The 25911-nt window shown below is 41.8% G+C and carries 28 protein-coding genes and 2 riboswitches; of the genes, 23 read left to right on the top strand and 5 right to left on the bottom strand.

Annotation, left to right across the window (positions count from 1 at the left end; translation table 11 throughout):
• Window positions 1–19: 19 nt before the first annotated feature.
• From AC1EU2_RS16390 to AC1EU2_RS16380, 3 genes are all read left to right on the top strand, one after another.
• A complete protein-coding gene (locus AC1EU2_RS16390; RefSeq protein ID WP_480299358.1) occupies window positions 20–1174 on the top strand; it encodes a 2-isopropylmalate synthase in 1155 nt (384 codons plus the stop codon).
• Between the two features lie 112 nt (window positions 1175–1286).
• Window positions 1287–3116 (top strand): M14 family metallopeptidase, encoded by a 1830-nt coding sequence (locus AC1EU2_RS16385; RefSeq protein WP_480299357.1) that lies wholly within the window; start codon window positions 1287–1289, stop codon window positions 3114–3116.
• Between the two features lie 253 nt (window positions 3117–3369).
• Window positions 3370–4233: a DUF4097 family beta strand repeat-containing protein gene (locus AC1EU2_RS16380; RefSeq protein WP_480299356.1), complete on the top strand. Its 864-nt coding sequence runs from the start codon at window positions 3370–3372 to the stop codon at window positions 4231–4233.
• Between the two features lie 58 nt (window positions 4234–4291).
• Here AC1EU2_RS16380 and AC1EU2_RS16375 read toward each other — a convergent pair whose 3' ends face one another.
• Entirely contained in the window at window positions 4292–4582 is a 291-nt protein-coding gene (locus AC1EU2_RS16375; RefSeq protein WP_480299355.1) for a GIY-YIG nuclease family protein, read from the bottom strand.
• Window positions 4583–4643: 61 nt separating this feature from the next.
• Window positions 4644–4842, top strand: a riboswitch (FMN riboswitch).
• A 153-nt stretch (window positions 4843–4995) separates the two neighbouring features.
• Here AC1EU2_RS16375 and ribB point away from each other — a divergent pair.
• A complete protein-coding gene (gene ribB, locus AC1EU2_RS16370) occupies window positions 4996–5643 on the top strand; it encodes a 3,4-dihydroxy-2-butanone-4-phosphate synthase (protein ID WP_480299354.1) in 648 nt (215 codons plus the stop codon).
• 171 nt (window positions 5644–5814) lie between these two features.
• The gene (locus AC1EU2_RS16365; RefSeq protein ID WP_480299353.1) at window positions 5815–7722 is read left to right on the top strand and encodes a methyl-accepting chemotaxis protein; all 1908 of its coding nucleotides are present in this window, start codon (window positions 5815–5817) and stop codon (window positions 7720–7722) included.
• Window positions 7723–7765: 43 nt separating this feature from the next.
• Here the strand turns inward: AC1EU2_RS16365 and AC1EU2_RS16360 are convergent, their stop codons facing one another.
• Window positions 7766–7906 carry a hypothetical protein gene (locus tag AC1EU2_RS16360; RefSeq protein WP_480299352.1) on the bottom strand — a complete coding sequence of 47 codons (141 nt, stop codon included), beginning with the start codon at window positions 7904–7906 and terminating at the stop codon, window positions 7766–7768.
• Between the two features lie 99 nt (window positions 7907–8005).
• Window positions 8006–8539, bottom strand: a complete 534-nt coding sequence (gene ftnA / locus AC1EU2_RS16355) for a non-heme ferritin (protein WP_480299351.1) — start codon at window positions 8537–8539, stop codon at window positions 8006–8008.
• 248 nt (window positions 8540–8787) lie between these two features.
• On the opposite strand from ftnA, the gene moeA reads away from it, so the two are divergent.
• Together moeA and moeB are read left to right on the top strand one after the other, a co-directional pair.
• On the top strand, window positions 8788–10041 hold the full coding sequence (gene moeA, locus AC1EU2_RS16350; RefSeq protein WP_480299350.1) for a molybdopterin molybdotransferase MoeA: 1254 nt from the start codon (window positions 8788–8790) through the stop codon (window positions 10039–10041).
• On the top strand, window positions 10041–10811 hold the full coding sequence (moeB, locus tag AC1EU2_RS16345) for a molybdopterin-synthase adenylyltransferase MoeB (RefSeq protein ID WP_480299349.1): 771 nt from the start codon (window positions 10041–10043) through the stop codon (window positions 10809–10811). The genes moeA and moeB overlap by 1 nt, the downstream gene beginning before the upstream one ends.
• Here moeB and AC1EU2_RS16340 read toward each other — a convergent pair.
• The gene (locus tag AC1EU2_RS16340) at window positions 10800–11300 is read right to left on the bottom strand and encodes a hypothetical protein (RefSeq protein WP_480299348.1); all 501 of its coding nucleotides are present in this window, start codon (window positions 11298–11300) and stop codon (window positions 10800–10802) included. The two genes, moeB and AC1EU2_RS16340, sit on opposite strands and share 12 nt — an antisense overlap.
• A gap of 147 nt (window positions 11301–11447) precedes the next feature.
• Between AC1EU2_RS16340 and AC1EU2_RS16335 the strand changes: the two genes are divergently transcribed.
• Together AC1EU2_RS16335 and AC1EU2_RS16330 are read left to right on the top strand one after the other, a co-directional pair.
• Window positions 11448–12155, top strand: coding sequence for an SDR family NAD(P)-dependent oxidoreductase (locus tag AC1EU2_RS16335; protein WP_480299347.1), 708 nt, complete (start codon window positions 11448–11450; stop codon window positions 12153–12155).
• A gap of 39 nt (window positions 12156–12194) precedes the next feature.
• Window positions 12195–13331, top strand: coding sequence for a glycerate kinase (locus tag AC1EU2_RS16330; protein ID WP_480299346.1), 1137 nt, complete (start codon window positions 12195–12197; stop codon window positions 13329–13331).
• 94 nt (window positions 13332–13425) lie between these two features.
• Here the strand turns inward: AC1EU2_RS16330 and AC1EU2_RS16325 are convergent, their stop codons facing one another.
• Entirely contained in the window at window positions 13426–15075 is a 1650-nt protein-coding gene (locus tag AC1EU2_RS16325; protein ID WP_480299345.1) for an electron transfer flavoprotein-ubiquinone oxidoreductase, read from the bottom strand.
• 333 nt (window positions 15076–15408) lie between these two features.
• A riboswitch (molybdenum cofactor riboswitch) is annotated at window positions 15409–15566 on the top strand.
• On the opposite strand from AC1EU2_RS16325, the gene moaA reads away from it, so the two are divergent.
• From moaA to AC1EU2_RS16255, 14 genes are all read left to right on the top strand, one after another.
• Window positions 15554–16534: a GTP 3',8-cyclase MoaA gene (gene moaA, locus AC1EU2_RS16320; RefSeq protein ID WP_480299344.1), complete on the top strand. Its 981-nt coding sequence runs from the start codon at window positions 15554–15556 to the stop codon at window positions 16532–16534. Its footprint overlaps the riboswitch before it by 13 nt.
• A gap of 33 nt (window positions 16535–16567) precedes the next feature.
• A complete protein-coding gene (moaB, locus tag AC1EU2_RS16315) occupies window positions 16568–17101 on the top strand; it encodes a molybdenum cofactor biosynthesis protein B (protein ID WP_480299343.1) in 534 nt (177 codons plus the stop codon).
• Complete coding sequence (gene moaC, locus AC1EU2_RS16310; protein ID WP_480299342.1) at window positions 17101–17586, top strand: cyclic pyranopterin monophosphate synthase MoaC; 486 nt, start codon at window positions 17101–17103, stop codon at window positions 17584–17586. Before moaB ends, moaC begins: the two co-directional genes overlap by 1 nt.
• A 26-nt stretch (window positions 17587–17612) precedes the next feature.
• Window positions 17613–17864, top strand: coding sequence for a molybdopterin synthase sulfur carrier subunit (gene moaD, locus AC1EU2_RS16305; RefSeq protein ID WP_480299341.1), 252 nt, complete (start codon window positions 17613–17615; stop codon window positions 17862–17864).
• A 2-nt stretch (window positions 17865–17866) separates the two neighbouring features.
• On the top strand, window positions 17867–18322 hold the full coding sequence (moaE, locus tag AC1EU2_RS16300; RefSeq protein WP_480299340.1) for a molybdopterin synthase catalytic subunit MoaE: 456 nt from the start codon (window positions 17867–17869) through the stop codon (window positions 18320–18322).
• On the top strand, window positions 18258–19106 hold the full coding sequence (gene modA / locus AC1EU2_RS16295; protein WP_480299339.1) for a molybdate ABC transporter substrate-binding protein: 849 nt from the start codon (window positions 18258–18260) through the stop codon (window positions 19104–19106). The genes moaE and modA overlap by 65 nt, the downstream gene beginning before the upstream one ends.
• A gap of 27 nt (window positions 19107–19133) precedes the next feature.
• Window positions 19134–19808: a molybdate ABC transporter permease subunit gene (modB, locus tag AC1EU2_RS16290; RefSeq protein ID WP_480299338.1), complete on the top strand. Its 675-nt coding sequence runs from the start codon at window positions 19134–19136 to the stop codon at window positions 19806–19808.
• Window positions 19795–20856: a sulfate/molybdate ABC transporter ATP-binding protein gene (locus tag AC1EU2_RS16285; protein WP_480299337.1), complete on the top strand. Its 1062-nt coding sequence runs from the start codon at window positions 19795–19797 to the stop codon at window positions 20854–20856. The genes modB and AC1EU2_RS16285 overlap by 14 nt, the downstream gene beginning before the upstream one ends.
• 256 nt (window positions 20857–21112) lie before the next feature.
• The gene (locus AC1EU2_RS16280) at window positions 21113–21631 is read left to right on the top strand and encodes a hypothetical protein (RefSeq protein WP_480299336.1); all 519 of its coding nucleotides are present in this window, start codon (window positions 21113–21115) and stop codon (window positions 21629–21631) included.
• An 8-nt stretch (window positions 21632–21639) separates the two neighbouring features.
• Window positions 21640–22317, top strand: coding sequence for a response regulator transcription factor (locus AC1EU2_RS16275; protein WP_129946194.1), 678 nt, complete (start codon window positions 21640–21642; stop codon window positions 22315–22317).
• 25 nt (window positions 22318–22342) lie between these two features.
• Window positions 22343–23623 carry a sensor histidine kinase gene (locus tag AC1EU2_RS16270; RefSeq protein ID WP_480299411.1) on the top strand — a complete coding sequence of 427 codons (1281 nt, stop codon included), beginning with the start codon at window positions 22343–22345 and terminating at the stop codon, window positions 23621–23623.
• Window positions 23624–23638: 15 nt separating this feature from the next.
• Window positions 23639–24340: a TIGR01621 family pseudouridine synthase gene (locus tag AC1EU2_RS16265; RefSeq protein WP_480299335.1), complete on the top strand. Its 702-nt coding sequence runs from the start codon at window positions 23639–23641 to the stop codon at window positions 24338–24340.
• 201 nt (window positions 24341–24541) lie between these two features.
• The gene (locus AC1EU2_RS16260; RefSeq protein ID WP_480299334.1) at window positions 24542–25111 is read left to right on the top strand and encodes a LemA family protein; all 570 of its coding nucleotides are present in this window, start codon (window positions 24542–24544) and stop codon (window positions 25109–25111) included.
• Between the two features lie 46 nt (window positions 25112–25157).
• On the top strand, window positions 25158–25898 hold the full coding sequence (locus AC1EU2_RS16255; protein WP_480299333.1) for a class I SAM-dependent methyltransferase: 741 nt from the start codon (window positions 25158–25160) through the stop codon (window positions 25896–25898).
• Window positions 25899–25911 lie beyond the last annotated feature (13 nt).

The raw sequence follows: 25911 nt of genomic DNA, 5'->3' as shown, positions 1-25911 counted from the left end.
TCAATAGCAGGGATTCGCTATGAAGTGTGCTGAAACAATTACCATTTTTGATACCACCTTGAGAGATGGTGAGCAAATGCCAGAGGTCTCTTTCTCCCCCGCCCAAAAATTAGAGCTTGCGATTGCTCTACAAACCTTAGGTGTTGATGTCATTGAAGCCGGGTTCGCCGCCAGCTCTGCTGAAGAGTTTAGGGCGATTGAGTTAATGGCAACACATCTAAAAGGTACTGGTATTTGTTGCTTAGCTCGAGCATTGAATCAAGATATCGATACCGCAGATCAAGCGATTAAATCGGCTGAGCGCACTCGAATTCATACTTTTATTGCTACCTCTAACATCCATATGCAATACAAGTTAAAGCTCGAACCACAAGAGGTTATCGATCAAGCCGTATCTGCGATTAAACATGCCAGAAACCTGTGTGATGAAGTTCAATTCAGCTGCGAAGATGCCAGTCGTTCTGACTTTCAATTTCTCTGTAAAATTATTGAAAAAGCCATTGATGCCGGTGCCTCTGTCATTAATATACCTGACACGGTTGGTTACGCTTTACCGTTAGAATTTGGTATTTTAGTCAGAGGACTGATTGACAGTATACCCAATGCTGACAAAGCCATTTTCTCTGTTCATTGCCACAACGATCTTGGGCTTGCTACGGCCAATTCATTGGCAGGGATCCAATCTGGAGCAAGACAAGTTGAGTGTACCATCAACGGACTTGGAGAGCGTGCAGGCAACGCCGCATTAGAAGAAGTCATCATGGCGATGAAAACGCACCCAAGACAATTTTCTTATGCGACGAAGATTAAAACACAGCACCTCATTTCATGTTCCAAAGCCGTTGCAGCTGCCGCAAACACTCAACCACAACTCAACAAAGCTATTGTGGGTAAAAATGCATTTAGGCACGAATCAGGTATTCATCAAGACGGCATGCTCAAACATCCGCAAACCTATGAAATTATCTCTCCACAATCGGTTGGGTCAGCAGAGCACCAGTTAGTAATGGGAAAGTTGTCTGGTAGAAATGCGTTACTCAATAAAATGAACGAGCTCAACATTACCTTGCAATCAAAATCTGACTTTGACGACTACTTCCACAACGTAAAGCAAGTTGCAACAGAACAGCAGGTATGTGACAACACATTAATACAGCTTTCGAAAAAGTATTGAAACGGCAGACTCTCATCACCATGAACAAACTGTTTTAAGTTAAGCGGTTGCACTCAGTTAGCGTATCGGCAAAGATACTCAATAATTATTTTTATTGCTACGGATTGCTACCATGCGCACCGCTCTCGCTGCTTCACTCTTATTGTCTTCACTCAGTGGTTTTGTTTATGCTGCTGACGATAATGTTCCTGTCATTAATGAAACCTATGTAAACGATCCCTTTTTGCCACCACAAATCACTTGGCATGGAAAAAGTGAAGCCTTATTACAATCGACCGATAACCCATGGGTCACAGACTTTGAATTATCTGGTTATATCGACAGTCCGAATTATCAACGCACCTTTGAGTGGCTTGACCGACTCGTTGAGAGCAGTGACAAACTCAATAAAATCAGTTTAGGTAAAAGTCCTCAAGGTCGTGATATTTGGATGGTGATAGCCACTCAATCGGGTATCAATGATCCTCAAACGCTCAATAAAAATAGTAAACCAACCGTATTGGTTCAAGCGGGCATTCACGCAGGTGAGATTGACGGAAAAGATGCTGGTATGATGCTACTCAGAGACATCGTACACGGAGGGAAAACAGAGCTATTAAAAAACGCTAATTTGCTCTTTGTGCCTATCTTCAATGTCGATGGTCATGAACGCACTGATAAGCATAATCGAGTCAACCAACGTGGTCCTATCTCCATGGGTTGGCGAACTAATGCCAATAACCTTAATTTAAATCGAGATTATGCCAAAGCCGACACCCTTGAAATGCAGCATATGCTCAAGGCGATCAACACTTGGCAACCAGATCTTTATATTGACGTTCATGTTACTGATGGCATTGATTATCAATATGACGTGACCTATGGCTACAATTTATCAGTCGGCTTAAGCCCCGCCAGTTTTGATTGGCTGGAAAATATCTACAAACCGCAAATTGATGCCGCCTTATCCGAACAAGGTCATATCCCTGGTCCACTCGTGTTTGCGATGGACAAAATGGACATCAGCAAAGGCATGGCGTTATGGCATGCTTCCCCACGTTATTCAAACGGCTATGGTGATGCGAGACATCTGCCGACTATTTTAATTGAGAATCATAGCCTAAAGCCTTATAAACAACGTGTGCTCGGCACTTATGTCATGCTTGAGCAAACGCTAAAAACTTTAGCGAGCAACGGCACAAAGCTGAAAGCCGCAGTATCTAAAGATAAATTTGCTTATCCACAACGCATCACACTCAACTGGAAATCAGAGCAACAAACAAAAGGCTGGGATTTTAAAGGCATCGAGTACCATAAAGAACTCAGTGACATCAGTGGTAAAGAAGTGGTTCGTTGGACAGGAGTCCCTAAACTCTACCCGAACTTACCCGTGATTGGCCGAACGGCAGCTGACGTTACCATCAACCGACCAAGTGCTTATTATGTTCCGCCACAATGGCAACAAGTTATCGAGCGCTTAGCCATTCACGGTATTCGTATGACTCGCCTTGAACAGCCGACCTCTAAAACACTACAGCAATATAAATTTGCACGCCTTACTTTTGCAAAGACTTCTTATGAAGGACACTTACAAGTCACAGCGACGCCAACGTCTTCACAACAACAAGTGATGCTACCAGCTGGTACGGTAAAAATTGATACCGAGCAGCCATTGGGCAATTTGGCCATTTTACTGCTAGAACCTCAACACAGTGATTCTTTGTTCCAATGGGGTTTCTTTAATCCTATTTTTACTCGAACTGAATATATTGAAGACTATGCTGTCGAGCCATTAGCGCAAAAAATGCTGGCTGCGAACCCTAAACTGCAAACTGAATTTAATGAAGCACTAAAAGATAAAACGTTTGCTGAAGACTCCAAAGCCCGTTTGCGTTGGTTTTATGAGCGCAGTCCATACTATGACAAACAATATTTAATTTATCCGGTATTGAAAGAACTCTAAATTCATTATCTTCTTTCAAGTTGCTCATATCGCCAAATTCACTGTCTGAATTTGGCGATATTGACTCATTTGTTATTTTCACCATTAAGTTGCGGTTTCAATGCATTAGTGTCCGCTTTCGAATCGAGCACGTTTTCAAAATAAAATAAAAGCCCACAAATCAACAACTTAATATTTGGCACGTTAGCTGCTAATACTTAACCAACTGATTAAATAAACAAGAATTACAGCATTAGGATTAAGGACAACCACAATGAAATTGAAAACACTTGGGATCATCATTGCAAGTAGCATTGCACTATCAGGCTGCATTATTAACGTAAATGGTAAAACATCTGGACCTACTCATAAGGAACATAAGTCCTTAGAACTTAATGCCAGTAATTTATCTGCATTTAAAGCTGCTGTTGGTGCAGGTGAATTGTCCATTAAAGGTGTCCGCGGACAGACTGATGTCCGAGTTGAAGCGGACATTAACACCTATGAAGATGTAAGTTACACATTAACGCTTGAAAAGTCAGGTAATAAAGCCGAATTGGTTGCTGAATTCGACAATAATTTTAGCTTCAATCGTTCGCCTTACATTGATTTAGTGGTGACAGTACCTCAACAAATGATGCTGGACATCCATGATGGCTCAGGACCTATTGATATCCGTGGCGTCGATGCTGATATCAATATTAACGATGGCTCTGGCAGCATTGATTTGGTGGGTGGCCAAGCAGTGAGCATTCAGGATGGCTCTGGCTCCATCTCAATCAGCAATGCCAAGCAAGACATTGACATCGCCGATGGCTCAGGTGGAATTGAAATCGATGGCGGTCAAAATATTGATATCAACGATGGTTCTGGCAGCATTTCGGTGAGTAACACCAATGGTAAACTCGATATTGATGATGGTTCTGGCAGTATCGATATTGAGCATATTGGTGGTAACACAAGGATTAACGATGGTTCTGGTTCGATTACAGCACATCACATTAACGGTAAAGTCACCATTGATGACGGCTCAGGCAGTATTGATGTCGAATACACCAAAGGGTTAAAAATTATTGATTCAGGCTCAGGCGGCCTACGATTCAAACATATTGATGGGCCTGTATCTGTCGACGAATAAGACAAGGCTTGTTGTAAATAAACTTCCCGACGCAAAACTGATTAATAACCCTATCTCCCTATTTCTCAGTTTTGCTCCCCGTTGCGATTAAGGTTAATTTTTTTGCTCGAGGCATTTTTTTAATTTCAATTTCTCGTTTAAGTGCGGCGCTTTTATCATTAACTTGCTCACGATAACGCAACTCCAGCGGTCCTTTTCCCTTCAAAAACTTGGCAGCCTTAGCCCCACCCTGTTGGTGCTCCCGAAACCGTCGTTCAACATCTGTCGTACACCCGGTATAAAGTAAGCCTTTGTGAGTCTGAATGATGTATACCCACCATGGCTTTGTTTTGAACTCGTTGTTATCCATTCAATTTCACTTCTAGCCCTAATAAGCGCATACTATACCTTGCTAGCAATACAGTTTGTTAGCACATTCTCAGGGCGGGGTGTGATTCCCCACCGGCGGTGATCAAAGTGATTTGTAAGCCCGCGAGCGCCTATTCAACTTAAATGATGAATAGGGACAAGCAGATTTGGTGAGTGCTGACGCTTTACGTTTAAGCATAATTCCAAAGCCGACGGTGTTGCTGTTTTTTAATAGCTCAGTCCGGATGGGAGAGAATAATAGACAATCAGCGAACATGCCTCTCATTAGGTGGTTTCGCTATTTCTGTTGCGCTTTTTACTAGCGGCTTTTCATCATGAAAAGTCGTCGGCAAAACGGCGCTATTCTTCATTGCCCTGATCCAATATTTCAACGTTTTCTAAAAGGAAAATATTATGGATCAGTCCAATCCAACTTTAGCGGCGATCAGCCGTGTCGATAGTGCGATTAGTGCGCTTAAACAGGGGCGTGGTGTATTGTTAATGGATCATGAAGCACGTGAAAACGAAGCCGACATTATCTTCTCAGCACAAACACTGACAACATCACAAATGGCACAGCTTATTCGAGATTGCAGCGGTATTGTTTGCCTGTGTTTAACAGAAGCACAAGTCAATCAATTGCACATACCTATGATGGTTGAAAACAACACCAGCCAGTATGGCACTGCATTTACCGTCAGCATTGAAGCCGCTTATGGTGTCACTACGGGGGTATCTGCGGTCGATAGAGTATCCACCGTTAAAGCGGCCATTAATGAACTCGCTAAGCCGAGCGATTTAGCTCGTCCTGGTCATGTTTATCCATTGAGAGCACACCCTCAAGGTGTACTCGGTCGTGGTGGGCATACCGAAGGTACCATCGATTTAATGACTCTTGCAGGATTAAAACCAGCTGGCGTGTTGTGTGAGCTGATGAATCCTGACGGCACCATGGCCAAAGGGAAACAAGTCGAACGCTACAGCCAGCAACACGATATGCCAATACTGTGGATTGATGACATTATTGCTTATCGCTTACAAGGCGAAAAACAAGCGAGTTAATATGCCATCATCCAATGGGAACGTATTAACATTTCATGTTCTAGTTCCCATTTTTTCAAACATAAAAGTTAACTTGATCACATAAACAATATTTCCATCGCAATAATGTTACATAATAGTTCTACTTTTAGAACATAATGTTCTGAATAATAACCAACAAGATCTCAAACCATGTTAAGCAGTTTTAAAGGGCGAATTATTGCTATCTTTGTTTTGGTAATAACCTTATCACTTGCAATCTCAAATTTTCTATCTTATCAGCAGCTATCAAAAACCATAGAACAGAGTATTAACGAATATTCTCTACAAAAAATCGACAATTCCTCGAACACTATCAGTAACTGGCTCAAGTCGATTGAAAGAGCCGTAATAAAGACAGCCCCAGCCTTTGCAGGCGGCGGTAGCGATGCAGAGCTAAAAGTGAGGCTCAAGCAGTTACAATTAGCATTTCAAGTGTCTGATATGTTACTGGCCTATGAAGATGGCCGAGTTTTTTATTCAACAGGCGGAGAAATTAAGCCGTTTCCATTCGATCCAAGGAACCGCCCTTGGTACATTGAAGCCAAAGCTCAAGGTAAAACAGTTATCACAGAAATTTTCAATGATGCAGTGACTGATCACCTAATGTTTAGTATTGCTGAACCATTTTATCAAAACGGGAAGTTGGTAGGTGTTATCAGCGCTGGTATCGAGCTTTCTGAGCTAAATAAAATGTTTGTGAGTAATGACTTTGCTGGTGCTTTTATCGGCTTATATGACGACCAAACGTTAACCATTGCCTCTAATGGTGAAGTGGATGTACCGGGAAAAACCAAACTCACCGACTTTCCCGATCTTCGGCCTTTAGCGGCTCACATTCTAAAGAATGATAAAGGCATCCTCAATTATCGCTTAGGTGAGGTTGATAAAGTTGCCTTCTTTAATACCATCAAGCTGAGCGAATCAAGAAAGTGGCATTTAATGGTAGGTATTAATACTGATATTGCCTATGCCCCTGTACAACAAGCATTAACCACTGCAATCTACTCAGGCGTTGGACTGCTCGCCATCTCGATCATCATTTTGCTGATGACACTCTCCGTCGCTTACCGTCCAATTCTAGCGCTAAAATCGACCATAGAAGATTTATCAGCAGGCAACGGCGATTTAACCAAGCGCCTTGAAGTCAATTCCAATGACGATTTAGGTCAAATCGCTGCAGGTGTGAATACTTTCATTAGCCAGTTACAAGAAATGTTGCTTGAAGTTTCACAAGCAACACAATACATATCAGCTAACATTGATGAGCTAATGGCACAAACGGAAAATACTGATACAGTATTGGTCTCCCATGCTGAACAAACAAGGCAAGTGGTCGCCGCCGTATGCGAAATGAGTTCCAGTGCCATTGGCGTTGCTGGCAGCGCTGCTCAAACTGTGGAGTTTACCAAGCTCACTGGCGATGAAGCGCTGAATTCAAAAGGCATCGTAAAAAATGCGGTAGCAAGTGTTGAAGCTTTAATTGAAGAAGTGGAAACCATGTCAGCACGCATTCAAGTGATGAATCAAGACTCACAAGAGATCAGTTCTGTATTGAGTGTAATTGGCGATATCGCCGACCAAACCAATTTGTTGGCACTCAACGCAGCCATCGAAGCCGCTCGCGCAGGAGAGCAAGGGCGCGGTTTTGCGGTAGTCGCAGATGAGGTGAGAGCCTTAGCAGCACGCACCCAGCAAAGCACATCAGAAATTAACACCATGCTCAATAATCTCAACGAAGGCACTAGCTTGGTTGTAAAAGCGATGGAAGAAACCAAAGATCGCTGCCAAGCAACGGCAAGCAATACCGAACAAGTGAATTCAAGCTTAGATCGCATGTCTGACTCTGTAATTCAAATTAACGACCTTGGTGTGGAGATTGCAACCGCCACAGAGCAGCAAAGTGAAGCAACTGAAGAAGTAAACCGCAACATTAATACCATTAACGATATTGTTAGCACACTCACGGCTAACAGTTCTCATACAATGGATAATGCCCAAAGCTTAGCGGCAAGTAATCAGCAGCTTAATGCCATTGTAGAGAAATTTAAGTTGCAATAACTTTTGATGTGGATCAGATGTTAATAGTGAAGTCTGACCCACTCTAATGAGAGGTGAAATCTTTATCGAGAACACCTCTTTGCTTTAAATGCTGCTCAAGACGATTCAATCTAACGTAAGTCGTCATCCCAAATAGAAAACCAACAACACCAATAGTTATTCCCACAATTGCAACCGTTCCCATAGTGACGCTCCTCATTAATTTTAGGCACAAAAAAAGCTATAACTGAGTATAGCTTTCAATAATTCACTAGTGAAAATCACTTAAATCGTAACAGATTAACTACTCAACCGTAATTTGCGCATTCATTACGCTGTCATGGCCCTTGCCCGCCAGCAGCTCTAAATCTTTATCGATAAAGAATAACGCCTTACCGTCTTCGCCGACTAAACGAATTTTATCAACGATAGATTTAAACAATTTCTCTTCTTCATGTTGCTCTGCTACATACCACTGTAAAAAGTTGAATGTCGAGTAATCATGATTTGTGAATGCAGAATGTGCGAGTTCATTAATCTTTGCCGTGATCATTTGCTCGTGCTCATAAGTATGCTCAAACAACGACAGCAGTGATTCAAAACTAGAAGGGGGTGAATCAATCGTACCAATTAAAGGTAACCCGCCAGTTTCACTGACATAAGTGAATAAACGGCGCATATGCCCCATTTCTTCTTCTGCGTGATCACGCATAAACTTTGCAGCACCTTCAAAGCCTTGATCCTCACACCAAGCACTCATTTGAAGATATAGGTTCGATGAGAAAAACTCTAAGTTAATTTGCTCGTTTAATTTTTCAATCATAGGTTTTGTTAACATGGATTTACCTCAATGTCGTGATATTTCATCACCGTACTGCGTTCATGGGCTACATTGTGCGGCAGTTCTATATTAAATGCAACAAAATTGCTATAACTCATTGTTAAATAGGAATTATTTTTATTTTCACAATTAACTTGTTTTTGATCAAGTAGATAGCCAAATCTTAACTCAGAGCTTGATCTTAAGCGCTACAAAATGTGAAGATGCCGCTTTAGTCATTTATCTCGCTTGATCTGAGGTCTTTTATGTCGCATGCCATTGATCCTTGTGCAAAACCAGGTTTAATCCACCCAAACGATGCACTCCCCAAATTACTTGAACAGGTAATACCGTTAACTCGTACGGAAACACTATCGATCTCTGATGCACTAAATCATGTTCTTGCAGAAGATGTGGTATCTGGTATTAATCTACCGCCATTTGATAATTCAGCGATGGACGGGTATGCCTTTCGTTTTGAAGACCTCAATCAAGATATTGATACGACCGACTTAACCCTTGTCGGTAGTGCTTTTGCTGGACACCCATTTGACGGTGATATTCCTAAAGGTTGTTGCGTTCGAATTATGACGGGAGCACAAGTACCGGCACAGATAGATACAGTGCAAATGCAAGAATTAGCGGAGGCTAACCAAGACACCGTTACTATCACTTCTCCAAAACGAGCTGGGGCGAATGTTCGTAAACAAGGGGAAGAAGCCAGTATTGGACAAGTTATCTTGAGACGTGGCACTCAAATCGGTGCTGCTGAGCTCGGTGTCCTTGCAACGTTAGGCGTAGCAATGGTGTCCGTTTTTAGTAAAGTAAAAGTCGCCTTTTTCTCAACGGGTGATGAGTTAAAACCAGTCGGTACAGAGCTGAAAGAAGGCCAAATCTATGATTCAAACCGCTATTCGATTCAGGGTTTGCTCACCAAATCTGACGTTGAGTGGATTGATTTAGGTATCATTGAAGATAAACCAGAAAGCATTAAACAAGCATTTGTAGAAGCCTCTGAGCAAGCTGATTTAGTTCTGACCTCGGGCGGTGTTTCAGTCGGCGATGCCGACTACGTTAAACAAGTTTTAAATGAAGTAGGTGAAATTACTTTTTGGCGTTTAGCCATGAAACCAGGCAAGCCTTTCGCAATGGGCAAATTGGGTAACGCTATTTTCTGTGGCTTACCAGGCAACCCTGTTGCTTCAATGGTTACCTTCTATCAGCTGGTGCAACCGATCATCAATAAGATGAAGAATTTACCTCAGTCTGCACCATTAAAAGTCAACGCTCAGTTAATGCATAGCATCAAACGCAAACCCGGTCGAGTTGAATTTCAACGTGGTGTGCTAACACGCAATAGCCATGGTGAACTTGAAGTATCAACCACTGGTGCACAAGGCTCAGGAATGCTGACGTCTATGAGCATTGCTAACTGCTTTATTCATATTGCTATTAATCAAGCCACAATTGAAGCAGGTGAAACCGTCGTTGTGGAGCCATTTTCAGGTGCACTCAGTTAATGCAACATCAACCAGAAATACTCTCTGACGAAGAGGCACTCAGATACAGCCGTCAAATCTCCATCAAAGCTATAGACTTTGAGGGACAGGAAGCGTTGAAGCAAGCTAAAGTGCTTATTATTGGCTTGGGTGGTTTAGGTTGTGCTGCCAGTCAATACTTAGCGGTAGCGGGTGTAGGTGAGCTCACTTTGGTTGATTTTGATATTGTCGAGCTATCAAACCTGCAACGACAAGTGTTACATCAAGATGCTGATATTGGTCGAGCTAAAGTCCATTCTGCAAAAGACAGTTTGTTGTTAACTAACCCACATATCACAGTAAATACCATTCATGGCTTACTGAGTGATGACTCACTGCTTGAACAAATTGAGTTACACGATATTGTTGTTGATTGCACAGATAATCTTTCCGTTCGGCAGCAATTGAATCAGCAATGCTTTAAAACCAAAACACCGCTTGTTTCTGGTGCTGCGATTCGCATGGAAGGGTTAATCACCGTCTTTGATTACCAAGCTGAATCTCCATGTTACCAATGCTTCAGCCAATTATTTGGTGAGCAGCAATTAACTTGTGTTGAGTCAGGAATTTTAGCCCCAGTTATTGGGGTTATGGGTAGTTTGCAAGCCGTTGAAGCAATAAAACTGCTTTGTAGAATCGGCCAACCACTAGTTGGCCGAGTGTTGATGTTTGATGCTATGACACTAGAAATGCGACAAATGAAATTGAATAAAATGGATAAATGCTCTATATGCTCAAAATCAAACAACTAAATCAACAACAACCATCGAGTCTTGCGCTTGAAGAACTGGTCTCTTCGGAACTGAATCAATACCTGTTTTTTTAGGTTCTAAGAACTTATAAACTAACTCTGTAAATTGATGCCCTAGTGATGCCTCTAACGGATTAGTCTTTACTGATGTTAAAAAACCATTTTCCTGTATGTCAACTTTTGAGCCATAAGGGAGTTTGTCACCTTTTACAAATTCTTTTACTTTTCCATCAGGAGTTTTTAGTTCAGCATAAAACAATTTGGTATCATTATAATTATCATGTCGAAAAGACCAATTATGCTTAGGTAGCATCATTGTAAAGTAAATTTTTGTATCAGAAGTATTTGTGAGAGCTTCTAAAACGCCTTCAACGTCTTCACTATTAATTTGCGACTTAGTATTGTTTCCGGTTTCATTTAAATGATAATGCTCTTTTATTACATAGGGGTTTGCGGAAGTACCTATAGGTGCAGATGAGTTAACTGACATTTTGTTTATCCCAATTAATTAAATAATTTTAATTAGAGTATTCTATTAAACCTTAACTCAAGCTGACATTAATCTAACTCCATGAGATATGAACAAAATATAGATTAATTCCGTATTAAGATAATATCTCTTAGTCTTGGAATGCATATGATAATCCTCATTATCGGCGGTGTAGGTGGTATTGGTTTAGGAATACTCCGAGAAGTTCAGGCTCGATTTCCAGAAGCAGAAATACATGCTACATACCATAAACAACGGCCTGATGAATCTCTAAGGTCAACACGATGGCATGAAGTCAATATTTGCGATGAAAACCAAGTCAGGATACTTTCGCAAAAATTTGAAAAATTAGACTTACTCATCAATTGTGTCGGGCTATTGCACCACGACAAACAGCTCCCAGAAAAGTCTATCTCGCAGTTTAATCCAGATTTTTTTCATGCCAATATCAATATCAATCTATTGCCGACACTCCTACTGGCTAAACATTTTCAAAAACTACTTCAACAATCTGAACTCAGTCATTTCGTTACTGTTTCCGCTAAAGTAGGAAGTATCAGTGATAACCGCTTAGGTGGCTGGATGAGCTATCGTTGTTCTAAAGCAGCGCTTAATATGGCACTAAAGAACTTAAGTATTGAGTGGCGGCGTACGGCATCAAATATTTGCGTACTTTCGTTTCATCCAGGAACCACTGACACTTCATTATCAAAGCCATTTCAAGCACGCTTACCACAGGGGCAGTTACAGTCACCTGCTCAAACCGCTCGGTATTTTTTCGATTTACTCCCCACTCTCACCGCAGAAGACAGTGGTAACTTTATCGACTATGCTGGCAATAAGCTTCCTTGGTAACGCTTTACCATTTTTGAAAACAGGTCAATAACTCAATCAATGAAACAAATTATTGTTGCACCAGATTCTTTTAAAGAAAGTCTTACGGCAAAACAGGTTGCGGAGGCGATAGAAGCAGGAGTTCTAGCAGCCAACAGTCATATTGAAGTATTAAAGCTACCCATCGCAGATGGTGGTGAAGGAACCTTAGATGCGTTATCAAGCTTACTCCCATGTTCTGAGGTACCAAGCTTAGTCACAGATGCGCTCGGTCGTCCTGTTTACAGTCACTTTTTACTTTCAGACGATCGAAGTACAGCGATAATTGAAGTGGCGCAATCCTGTGGCCTTGCTCACATCCCTTTAGATCAAAGAAATCCAATGCAGACCAGTAGCTTTGGTGTAGGACAACAAATAGAGCTTGCGATTGAACTCGGCGTTAACGAAATTATTCTGGCTCTCGGGGGCAGCGCCACCAATGACGCTGGCGCAGGCTTACTACAAGCATTAGGCGCCACCTATTTAGGAAAAAATGGAGAGAAAGTTCATACCACAGGCGAAAACTTAACCCAAATTAAATCCATTGATACAAGACTACTTAATCCAAATCTCAATAAAATATCATTCACCTTATTGTGTGATGTCACAAATCCCTTGTGTGGAGAAAGTGGGGCAAGCCACACGTTTGGCCCTCAAAAAGGGGCGTCTGCAGCACAAGTAGAGATACTTGAAAGCAATATTAAGCACTTTGCGACTTTACTTGAAAAGACATTTAGCAGACCGCTTAATCAAATTCAACAATCCGGGGCAGCTGGGGGCATTCCTGCAGTACTGATTGCTGCCGCCAATACACAACTGACATCGGGCATTGATTATATTTTAGAGCAATCCCAGTTTACTAAACATCTGCAAACCGCAGACTTAGTGATTACAGGTGAGGGGAAAATTGACTCTCAGACTCTTCAAGGTAAAGCCATCTCTGGCGTGGCAACACTCGCGAGAGAGAATAAAGTCCCAGTTGTGGCGCTGGCCGGTAGCGTATCTACAAAAGAAGATCTAACGCCGCTTTATCAAACTGGAGTCAACAGTATTTTTAGTATTTGCCAGTCACCGATGGATCTAGATACGGCGTTTAGTGAAACCCAAAACAACTTAAGAAATACTTCTGAAAATCTGATCAGGCTTTTATTAGGCTGAGGGTTCACGCTTCCAATCTATTATTTCATGAACACTTATACTCAACTATTTATAAAAAAATGCGCACTCAACTGAGTACGCATCAAAAGACAGATTACATATTCGGATAGTTTGGCCCACCACCGCCCTCAGGCGTTACCCAAGTGATATTTTGGCTTGGGTCTTTAATGTCACAGGTTTTACAGTGAATGCAGTTTTGACCGTTGATCACGAACTTTTGCTCGCCTGCTTCTTCCACGACTTCATAAACACCTGCTGGACAATAGCGTTGTGCAGGCTCGTCAAACTTAACCAAATTAACTTGAATCGGGATTTGCGCATCTTTTAACTTAAGATGACAAGGTTGATCTTCTTCATGAAAGGTATTCGATAGATAAACTGATGATAATTTATCAAACGTCAACTTGCCGTCTGGCTTTTGATAAGCAATTTTACCGTAAGCCGACGTTTCGGCCATTTGCGCATAATCTGGCTTTTCATCACGTAGCGTAACCGGGAACTTTCCACCAAACCAATTTTGATCAATATAGTTAAACGCACCACCTATCAAAGTACCAAACTTATGCAGAGCAGGGCCAAAGTTACGTGAGCAGTATAGCTCTTGATATAACCAACTTTGTTCAAATTTATCTTGGAAACAATCTAAATCTTTGCCACCTTCAACGCCAGCCATCAATGCTTCAGCGATGGTCTCTGCGGCTAACATACCACTCTTCATGGCGGTATGAGTGCCCTTAATTTTAGCGAAGTTGAGAGTGCCAGCATCACAACCTACTAGCAAGCCACCAGGGAAGCTCATTTTAGGGAGTGAGTTTAACCCGCCTTTTGCAATAGCACGTGCGCCATAACTGATTCGCTCACCATTTTGTAATTCTTTTGCAATAACAGGGTGAGTTTTATAACGCTGAAATTCATCAAATGGGCTTAAATGCGGATTCTGATAGTTTAAGTCAACGATTAGCCCAACAACGACTTGGTTGTCTTCGATGTGATACAGGAAGCCGCCACCTGAAGCGCCTTCAGTTAATGGCCAGCCGCCCGTATGTACGACTTTTCCTTGCTGATGTTGTTCATCAGAGACTTTCCAAATTTCTTTAAATCCTAAGCCGTAATGTTGTGGGGTTTTGCCATTATCAAGGTTAAAGGTTTCAATTAATTGTTTACCAATATGGCCACGACAACCTTCAGAAAATACCGTGTACTTGGCATGCAATTCCATGCCCGGCATATAGCTGTCTTTTGGCTCACCGTTTTCGCCAACCCCCATATCACCAATGAGAATGCCTTTTACACTGCCATCTTCGTGATGTAACGCTTCACTTGCTGCAAACCCTGGAAAAATTTCTACGCCTAGGCTTTCAGCTTGTTCCGCCAACCAACGACTCAAGTTGCCTACACTGATAATATAGTTGCCATCATTGTGCATCGTTTTCGGCACAAAAGCGTTTGGCATCAAACGACTACCATCTTCAGAGTTCAACAAATAAATTTCATCATGAGTAACACTGGTTTTTAGTGGTGCATCTTGAGACTTCCAATCTGGGAATAACTCATCCAACACCTTTGGTTCAAACACAGCGCCTGAAAGAATATGAGCTCCAACTTCAGAGCCTTTCTCCACGACACATACGGTAAATTCTTTACCTGAGTCTTGGGAGATTTGCATAAGTCGACAAGCCGTGGCTAAGCCCGCAGGACCTGCACCAACAATGACTACGTCAAACTCCATTGATTCGCGTTCCATCATTTCACCTTTATTTGTTGAGCCTCCGACTTTATTTGATTTACGTTATTCGTCGGATGTTATTTTTGATTGTTGCTATGACATTTCGCCACCTTACCGCAAAATGAGTATTTTTCGAAATACACCATTCAAGGATAACGAGCAAAGGTTTACGTTTACGTAAATGTAACACAAATTAATCTGGGTACAAACTCGCACAATTGAACCAAACCTGTTTGTAAGCTTGATTTAGCTCAAGAATTGTCAAATAAGCGCTATCAGCGTATTAAAAGATACGGCTATAATTGGTTTTGAGTATCTGATCATGAGTCTTTTTAATGATAATCATGTTCAGGTACTTACAATCTCCGAGCTTTTTTTTCTAAGTCTCCGGTCTGATGCTATTCAACCGCGATGATATGGAAATCTAGCCGTGGCGATGTTGCCACCAGGGTTAAGCGCAGAAATGTCTTGGCCTCCCGAATTTGGAAAGGTGATTATGTCTGAGCTGTTAGATGATTTTGGTCGTAAATTTAGCTATTTACGGCTATCTGTAACCGACGTTTGTAATTTCAAATGTACTTATTGTTTGCCCGACGGCTACCAACCGGAAGGAAAGCCTCACTTTTTGCGCCTTGATGAAATTGGCCGCATTGTTAATGCCTTCGCCAAAGTCGGCACCAAAAAGGTGCGTATCACCGGTGGTGAGCCGAGCCTACGTAAAGATTTCACTGATATTATTCGTATCGTTGCTGACAACGATGCGATTGAAACGATTGCCACCACCACTAACGGTTATCGTTTAGAGAAACACGCCAAGACATGGTTTGATGCAGGTTTAAGACGCATTAATGTATCTGTTGATAGTTTAGATCCTCGCCAATTTCACCAAATCACCGGTGAAAATAAATTCCATGAAGTCATGCGTGGTATTGATGCGGCACTTGATGCGGGTTTCGAGCGCATCAAAGTCAACGCCGTGTTACTCAAAGATCTCAACGATTCTGATTTGCCGAAATTCACTGACTGGCTAAAAGACCGTCCTATTGACGTGCGCTTTATTGAGTTGATGGAAACGGGACTGCACCACGATTATTTTAAAGCTCACCATTTAAGTGGTGACGTGATTAAATCAAGATTGTTAGCACAAGGTTGGTTACACCAAGTGCCAAAACCCACAGATGGTCCTGCGCAGAATTTTTGCCACCCTGATTATCAGGGACGCTTTGGTTTGATCATGCCCTATTCGAATGATTTCTGTAAGACTTGTAATCGGCTAAGAGTGTCGTCAAAAGGGAAACTCCACTTGTGCTTGTTTACTGAATCAGGCATCGACCTACGTGATTTGCTGCAACACGATGACCAACAAGATGAATTGATCGCTCGCTTGCATGAACAATTACATCAAAAGAAAGCGACCCATGACTTGCATCAAGGCATTACCGGGGTGACGAAACATTTAGCATCTATCGGTGGTTAGTAAGTAATTACAAACTAAATAATGAGAATGATTATGGCCAAGTGCACGACAAAAGTGTTTGTTCCATTAAAAATTGCGGTAATGACGGTATCGGATCGACATACGATGGAGACGGATACCTCCGGGCAATACCTAGCAGATGTCATTAAAGAAACGGGTCATCACTTATCTGAACGGACAATTTGCGTTGATAACACCTATAAAATCCGTGAAGTTGTGTCTAAATGGATAGCCTCTACTGACATCCAAGCCATCATCATCAACGGTGGTACCGGGTTTACTGCGCACGACAGCACACCAAATGCTGTTTCAGTGTTATTTGACCGTCCAATGGAAGGTTTTGGCGAACTGTTCAGATATTTAAGCTTTAAAGACATTGGGACTTCCAGCGTCCAATCTCGCGCCATTGCGGGCATGGCCAATAAAACAGCCATTTTCTGCATGCCAGGTTCACCTGGGGCTTGCCGCTTAGGTTGGGAAGAAATCATAAAAGAACAACTCGACGCTCGTCATCGCCCTTGCAACTTTGTTGGCCATTTAAAATCAGTATCAAAGGACACAGATTAATGACTCAAACCTTGTCTCATATTAATGCTTCTGGTGAAGCACATATGGTGGATGTGAGCGAAAAAGACACCACTGTTCGCATTGCAAGAGCGCAAGCTTTCGTGGAGATGTCATCAGACACACTTGAGTTGATTTTATCAGGTAAGCATCATAAAGGTGATGTGTTTGCTACAGCACGTATTGCTGGCATTATGGCGGCGAAGAAAACCCCCGAGCTCATCCCACTTTGTCACCCATTAATGTTGACTAAAGTTGAAGTTGATATAGAGGCTGAGCCAGACAAAAACCGAGTACGCATCACAAGCCTTTGTAAACTCAGTGGCAAAACAGGTGTTGAAATGGAAGCCTTAACCGCTGCCTCAGTTGCTGCACTGACGATTTATGATATGTGTAAAGCGGTGCAAAAAGATATGGTAATTTCAGCAGTAACCCTGCTTGAAAAGCAAGGCGGTAAGTCAGGCCATTTTGTGCATAACCCAGAATAGTTACTAAAAATATAAGAACACACATTATGATTACGATTTTATTTTTTGCACAGGTTAGAGAACGTCTTGGCGAGGCTAAACTTGAGCTTGAATATCAAACCGATTGGCAAAATGCAGAGCAAATAAGAGCACAGCTATGCGAGCGCGGCGCTAAATGGGCCAGCACACTTTCATCAGATAAATTACTAGTCGCCGTGAATCAAGAGTTATGTTCATTAGAGCAGGCCATAAAAGACGGTGATGAAATCGCCTTTTTCCCGCCTGTTACTGGAGGCTAATCATGTCGACGATTAAGGTTGAGGTTCAACACGCTGATTTTTCGGTGGCGGATGAGTATCAACAACTCAGCCAAGATCACGCTGATGGTGCATTAGTTACCTTTGTTGGCAAGGTACGTGATTTTAATGATGGCAGCGAGGTGAGTCAGCTGACATTAGAGCATTATCCAGGCATGACGGAAAAAGTGTTGCATCAACTTGCACAGCAAGCCCGTCAGCGTTGGGATGTTAACCATATTACAATCATACATCGCGTTGGAACCATGTTACTGGGTGAGCAGATCGTTTTCATTGGTGTTTCCAGTGCACATCGACAAGCTGCATTTGACGCCTGTGAGTTTTTGATCGACTTTTTAAAGACTAAAGCTCCTTTTTGGAAACTCGAGGCGACAGATGCAGGCGATAAGTGGGTTGATGCAAGAGACAGTGATGAACATGCGACGCTTCAATGGCAATAAGGTAGTTAGGTTTTATCGACTACTCATTACCGTTTGCGCTTTAACCTTCAGTACGGCTTCTTTTTCACAGCAAGCCCCTCCTATTGCAGCGGCGGCCAACGTGCGTTTTGCTATGAACGATATTGCAAAGCAATTTACGCAGCAGTCCGGTTTGCAAGTTCGCTTGAGCTATGGCTCTTCAGGGCAATTAGTTCAGCAGATAAAACATGGTGCGCCTTTTGAATTATTCATCAGTGCTGATCAACATTATGTTGATTGGTTAACACAACAAGGATTCACCCAAGGTCAAAGCGTTACTTATGCTATTGGCCGTTTAGCTCTGGTCAAAGCCAAAGGTTCGCCACTCACACTCGACCCAGAACTTCAAGGCGTTTCTCAGTTACTGACTCAAGGCAAGTTGTCTCGTTTTGCGATTGCAAACCCAGAACATGCGCCTTATGGTCTAGCCGCAAAACAAGCGCTCGAACATCAAGGCTTATGGTCTAAACTGCATAGAGAACTCATCATGGGTGAGAATGTTGGACAAGCTGCACAGTTTGCTCTTTCAAATGCTACTCAAGGTGCCATTATTGCACTTTCGTTGGCTAAAGCGCCCAATTACAGCAGTAAAGTAGACTATGTTGCACTTGCGCCCGAGTTGCATCGGCCACTCCACCAAGCGATGGTGTTGACGAACAAAGCTGATAGCGTAACCAAAAAATTTTTTTTATTTCTGCAATCTAAAATAGCACAAGATACACTAAGAAAGTACGGGTTTGATATACCCACACCAAAGTCACATTAGTCGTTTTACAAAAGGCATTTCCCATCGATGGATTGGCAAGCTCTACTTTTATCTTTAAAACTCAGTAGCATTACGACGTTGTTATTGATCCCTATGGCGGTTTTAGGTGCCCGAACCTTGGCGTTTAAACAGTTTAAAGGGAAGGCATTCGTTGAAGCGATTTCGATGACGCCGTTGATTCTGCCTCCTACCGTCATTGGCTATTATTTGCTGGTTGGGTTTGGTCAACAAAGCTGGTTAGGACAGCTACTTTCATCCGTATTAGGCAGTGAGCTTGTGTTTCACTTTTCAGGCTTGGTTGTCGCATCACTCATCATTAATATTCCTTTCGCATTACAGCCGATTCAAAGAGCTTTTGAGTCGATCCCTGAGGACGTTCGGGAAGCTGCTGCATGTTGCGGCTTGAACCGCTGGCAATCGTTAATCCATATTGAACTCCCGCTTGTGTGGCCTGGCGTAATCACCGCCATCGTGTTGTGCTTTTCACACGTATTAGGTGAATTTGGCGTCGTACTCATGATTGGTGGCAATATTGCTGGTGAAACGAAAACATTATCGATTGCGATATATGACAGTGTTCAGTCTTTTGATTTCCACGCCGCAGGTTTAATGTCTGCCCTGTTGTTGATCTTTGCCGTACTTACGCTGGCCATAACGACACACTTATCCAAAAAAGTGGGAATAAGACATGACCGCAGCTGAACAACCACACTTATCATGTAAAGTTCACATTTCGGATCCCTATCCCGTTGTTGCAGAGTTTTCCGCAAACTCCACTGATGTTATTGCGATTCTTGGACCTTCTGGCGCAGGTAAAAGCACACTCTTAAAAGCCCTTGCTGGCATTGCGACCAAAGCCAAAGGAGAAATCAGCTGTAATCGCAATGTTTGGTTAGGCCCTAAAACCCAACTCTCACCTCAACAACGTTTCGTTGGTTATGTGCCCCAGCATTATGGTTTATTCGAACATCAATCGGTCATCAATAATATTGCTACTGCGCTTAAGCATTTGCCTAAAGCTGATCGTTTCACTCAAGCTAAGTTATGGTTAGAAAATGTCGGTTTATGGCAGCATAAAGATAAACGCCCAATACAACTTTCTGGCGGACAACGACAGCGTGTGGCTTTGGCTCGAGCGTTAGCCAGAGAACCTCAACTCCTATTGCTTGATGAGCCTTTTTCAGCGGTTGACAATCAAACGAAAGAACAACTGCATTTGCAGCTGTTAAAGCTTAAATCGGCCATTGAATGTCCCGTAATTCTCGTCACACACAATTATCATGAGGCCATGTTATTGGCCGATAAAATATTGATTATTGATCAAGGTCGCATTATTCAGCAGGGTACCCCTCAACAATTATTATCGTCACCAATTTCAACATTGGTGGCTAAGCAAATTGGCTTAAAAAATTTAGTGCCAATGAGCAAAATCGAACCATCAAGCGCAGAATTTTACTGCATTCATTTAGGTAAACAACAGCTCACAATACCAGCTCAATGTATTACACAAACGCAACAATTGACGACGTGTATATTACCGAGTAAATTCAAGCAACACACATCTTCACACTGTGTTTCATTGCAACTTCAACCCATCTCTTTTTTCCAAATTAGGGATGGAAGTCGCGTGTTAGCACAAGTGATTGGGACCGACTCAGTGATCGAGCTTGATGTTGAGCAAGAGATTGAAATATCTTTAGATACACCACTGATTTGGAAACTTGACCCAAACCTAATAAGAACAATATAGATATCAATTACTTAACAAATTAAAATCATCTAAACTTATTACGAGGTACGATAAAAATAGTCAAGATGATCAATTGTTAATCTTCCCGAAATAGGGAATTAAAGTGTCTACAGTTAGACTAACTTCGTCTATGTTTATCAGTCACTTTTTGATGTTCACTTTTCAATGCTTTTTTCAGCGAACAAAAATTCATTAAGAGATTGATTGGTTCATGCTCAATAACAAAATATAGAGCACGAAAATCGGGGAGAAGAAAATGCGTTGGCTTATCTGTTTGCTGCTTTACAGTAGTATTGCCACTGCGGCTCCTAATTTGTTATCAGTACTGACTCAATCACCATTTCAGAATCCAATTGATACGATGAGGAATATTGAGAATAGTACATCAGGGGTCATTACCCATTTTGCGATTGATACTGATAGTTCGCCTATGCGTTACTTATTTACAGTATTAGATCCCAAAAAGCATACGATCACTCAACTGGAATATTGTGCTGTTGATGGCGTATTAATTAAGCGTAAAGCAACCACTTATGATTCTGATAAACATTCAGAATTAGCTGCAATCAACTTTATTTCTAAAAATAAACTATTATTTTCTGAGCTTGTAGAATTAGCTATACATAAAAATTCTGTGCATTTATTAAACGCAGAACTGGATCATGATCTAGGCATTAGCTATCTTGAATTAAAGCTGATCGATAATAATGGACGATATCGGCTAGCTTTTGATGTAGAGAAACTGCGTCCGTTACCATTATTGAAATGGTACTAAGGAGTGTTATGAAAGTCTTACTGGTTGAAGATGATGCAACTACTTTGGACTATATCGTCAAAGGTTTTACTGAACAAGGTCACAATATTGAGACGGCAAGTGATGGTCATCAAGGGCTTTTATTAGCCACCAGCAATCAATATGATCTCATCGTACTCGATAGAATGCTTCCTAGTTTAGGCGGCTTAAAATTATTAGCTGCGGTAAGGGCAACAGGAAACCAAACTCCTGTCATGCTACTTTCTGCTTTGAGTCACGTAGATGAAAGAGTAAAAGGCTTACGCGCAGGTGGTGATGATTACATGACCAAACCTTTTGCGTTTTCTGAATTGCTGGTTCGTTGCGAAAAGCTCATGCAACGCGGTCATACTCAACCAATGCAAACTCACTTGCGTGCGGGTCCATTAGAGATGGAACTCCTAACACGTAATGTCACTCTGGATGGACATGAAATCATGTTACAGCCAAAAGAGTTTCAATTGCTTAAATATCTCATGGAACATGTTAATCAGGTCATCAGTCGTACCTTACTCTTCGAAGCGGTTTGGGATTACCATTTTGACCCTCGTACCAATGTTATCGATGTCCATATCGCTAAATTGAGACGCAAATTTGAAGAACTCGGCCATGGTGAATTAATTGAAACAGTAAGAGGTGCAGGTTATCGCTTACGGCAGAGGAATTAACCCTTATCAAAGTAGTGCCTGGCGAATAACCATTGTTTTTTCTGTACTCGTTACTCTGATTATTGGCGCATTACTGTTTGCGCTATATCAGCAATTGGTTATAGAACAACGATATCAGGTTACTGAAAGCTTAAAAGCAGAAGTTCAACGTTATCAGCAACTGGCAAAATCAGTCAGTCGCCAAAATTTTGCACGCCAAATTGAGGCCGCGGACTCAAAAGCAGCCCTAGTCGCTTGGAAAAATGGCGATAATGTCATCGGTGCACTCAGCTTCATGCCCGATGAAATGCCTTACTTACCCAGAACCAAAGATTTCCCAATTCTCACTGCAGGGCCTGATAAGCTTCATATCTTAACGGGTGGCTTAGTCAAGACACGTTATGGTCCAGTACTCATTGCCTCTCGAACTGATCACTTTGCGTCCTTAATTGATAAATTTGTAAGCGCTTCAGCCACCGCAGTGATGCTTACCGTGGTGTTTGCATTAGCGCTGGGTTTCTTGTTTTCTAAAGCCATTTTGAGGCGATTAATCCATTACAACCGCCTCAGTGAACAAATTGAACAAGGTCATTACAATACGCGCTTACCTGTAAGCTGGCGTAATGATGAGTTCGATATCCTTGCGCAAAAATTTAATAACGTCCTCGACACGCTTGAAAATAACCTCACAGCCATTCGAGGGATTACCGACAATATTGCCCACGATTTAAGAACACCCTTGTCTCACTTGCGAATTGGTATTGAGCAGCTGATCAATAGTCCTACGGATGATTTACCTGATCATTGCGCCGAACTTCTTGAAGAACTCGACCACTGCCTAGGTACGTTTGATGCGATGTTGTCTCTGACTCGAATTGAAGAAGGACAATTAGCATTAGAAAAACAACCAATCGAACTTCATCACTTGTGTCATGATTTACGAGACATGGCTGAAGCCTTGGCAGAAGTGAACGAACAGACTTTATTGCTAAATCTAGGGCGTGAGTTTTCAGTACAAGCGGATAAGCATTTGCTGTTTCAGGCCTTATTCAATCTTGTGGATAATGCGATTAAATACTCTGGAAAAAATGCCACGATTGAAATTCGTCAAAATGCCAATCGCATTGAAATTGTCGATAATGGCCCTGGTATTCCAGATGAACATAAAGAAAAAGTATTTGACCGTTTAGTGAGACTTGACCCAAGTCGACATCACAAAGGCACAGGGCTCGGTCTATCTATGGTAAAAGCCATTTTAACCCGTCATAATGCATCAGTTAAGCTCAGTGATAACAACCCCGGGCTAAGTGTAACCATAGATTTCTAACAATTATTCAAACTAATGCAAAACTCTAATTACCAGATTCTGGCTGATGAGCCACACTTCATCGTTATTAATAAATCACCAAATGTACATTTTCACAGCCAAGATGGCTCTGCTGGTGTGGTTGCTCAAGTTGAGGCAGATTGCAACCTGTCGTTGTTTCCTGTCCATCGTTTAGATACGCCAACATCAGGGCTATTGCTGCTCGCAAAATCCTCATCGGCTGCCAATCAACTGGCTGAACAATTTAAACAGCGACTCACTGAAAAGTACTATCTCGCCATTGCCAAAGGGAAACCAAAAAAGAAACAAGGGTGGGTGATTGGTGATATGGCAAAATCACGCCGCAGCATGCAAAAATTGCTTCATACCACAGTAAACCCTGCCATCACTCAGTTTTATAGCCATACCATTGCTGAAGGGCTAAGACTTTATTTATTAAAACCCCATACAGGGCGTACTCACCAACTCAGAGTCGCACTATCAAGTTTGGGTGCGCCCATTTTAGGTGATGATTTATATGGAAAACAGCAAAGTGATCGCTGCTATCTGCATGCCTACGCATTGAGGTTTCAGTTTAATGAACTGACCTATCAATACGTTTGCTTACCTTCTGTAGGAGAAGAATTTCAACGGGAGTCTTTGAAAGTCCAATTAGAACATTGGGAAAGCCCGTTTGAGCTGTCATGGCCAAAAAGAGATAAAAAAAAAGGACTCTGATATAACTGAGAGTCCTGCATTCACGAGCGAATTGGTTGCCCTAATCTTGCATGTACCAATTATAATTAATTTTGCTTAACCTACGCTTAACAACACACGGATCGGTAATTTTAAATTTTACTTTTAAATAAATAAGTTAAATTGGCAAAGTACGCTTCTGACAACTACATTTAATTCATGATTTCATTAATTCTGATGTAAATGTTAGTTCTGGCCATCTGCAGTTTTGCAGGAATTTGTTGGATTTTTTTTAATTACCGCCAATTACACGCTAAACAACAAAGTGTAATGTTCGCACTTTCTGCCATTGATACCAGCCTAAAACAACAAATACATGCAATTTTGAAAGCAGTACATCACGCTGATATGACCATGAATCAAAAAGAGCCTAGCCTCAAGGCGCTTGACGATTATCGACACGCCTTCCAGTCAGATTTTTATTCACAGCATAAATTGAATAACTTTAATACAATTCAAGACCACTTGAAGAAATGTGATGAGTTAAACCAAAAAATCACTGATATTGCAGCTCAATTAACGAAACACTCACAAACCGAGTCTGTGCAACCTTATTTCTCTATACACAGTGAGTTCTCAACACTATGCCGCCATTACAATAAAGCGGTCGAAAAATACAATCACAGTGTTAAAGTGTTCCCGAGTTCATTTATTGCAACGCTATTCCAGTTTTCTTCACTGCCGTTTTTTGATCTTCAATCATCAAAAGCAACCAACTTATGGGCAACAAAAGCATCTTCCTACCAGTTTTGAAGCAGCGTATAATCGTTTCAATCTATCGTTAATTTCGTGATTTCTTTTGCCTACATCCATTTTTTTTGATCAAAGTAATGTTGAGCTAGTTGATATTTGTCAACGATGGCAATTAACGTTTTCTGAAGACTGCGCATTCGAACTGCAATACCACAATCAATGGTTAACGCTTCACAAGCGTGATGAACCCAAAGTTTCAGGTATCATTGTTGATTTCATCGGTGGCGCTGTAGCACATAGAAGAAAATTTGGTGGTGGAAAAGGCCAAGCCATTGCTAAAGCGGTGGGTCTAAAAAAAGGTAATGTCCCCAGTGTTATTGATGCAACAGCAGGATTGGGTCGCGATGCCTTTGTGCTTGCCAGCCTTGGCTGTAACGTCACCTTAATTGAGCGCCAGCCCGTAGTGGCGGCCCTCCTTGAGGACGGTTTAAAACGCGCTTATCAAGATCCTGAAATCGGGGAGTGGATGCAACAAAGGATGACGTTACATCACGGTGCCAGCCAAAACTCTTTAAACGAGCTCGGAATAAAGGCTGATGTAGTCTATCTTGACCCGATGTATCCACACCGAGAAAAGTCAGCGCAAGTAAAAAAAGAAATGCGTTTATTCCAGACTTTAGTTGGTAGCGATGATGATGCCGATGAGCTTTTACCACCAGCATTAAACATTGCCCAAAAACGCGTTGTGGTAAAACGCCCCGACTACGCTGAATATCTTAATGGACAAACACCATCAGCGTCCATTAAGACCAAGAAAAATAGATTCGATTTATATTCTGTTTTATAACCCTATACTAATG

This window comes from Parashewanella sp. 2304DJ23-3 (assembly GCF_056591695.1).
Note: the sequence above shows the minus strand (reverse complement) of the source record. Positions and strands in the feature narration are given on the sequence as shown.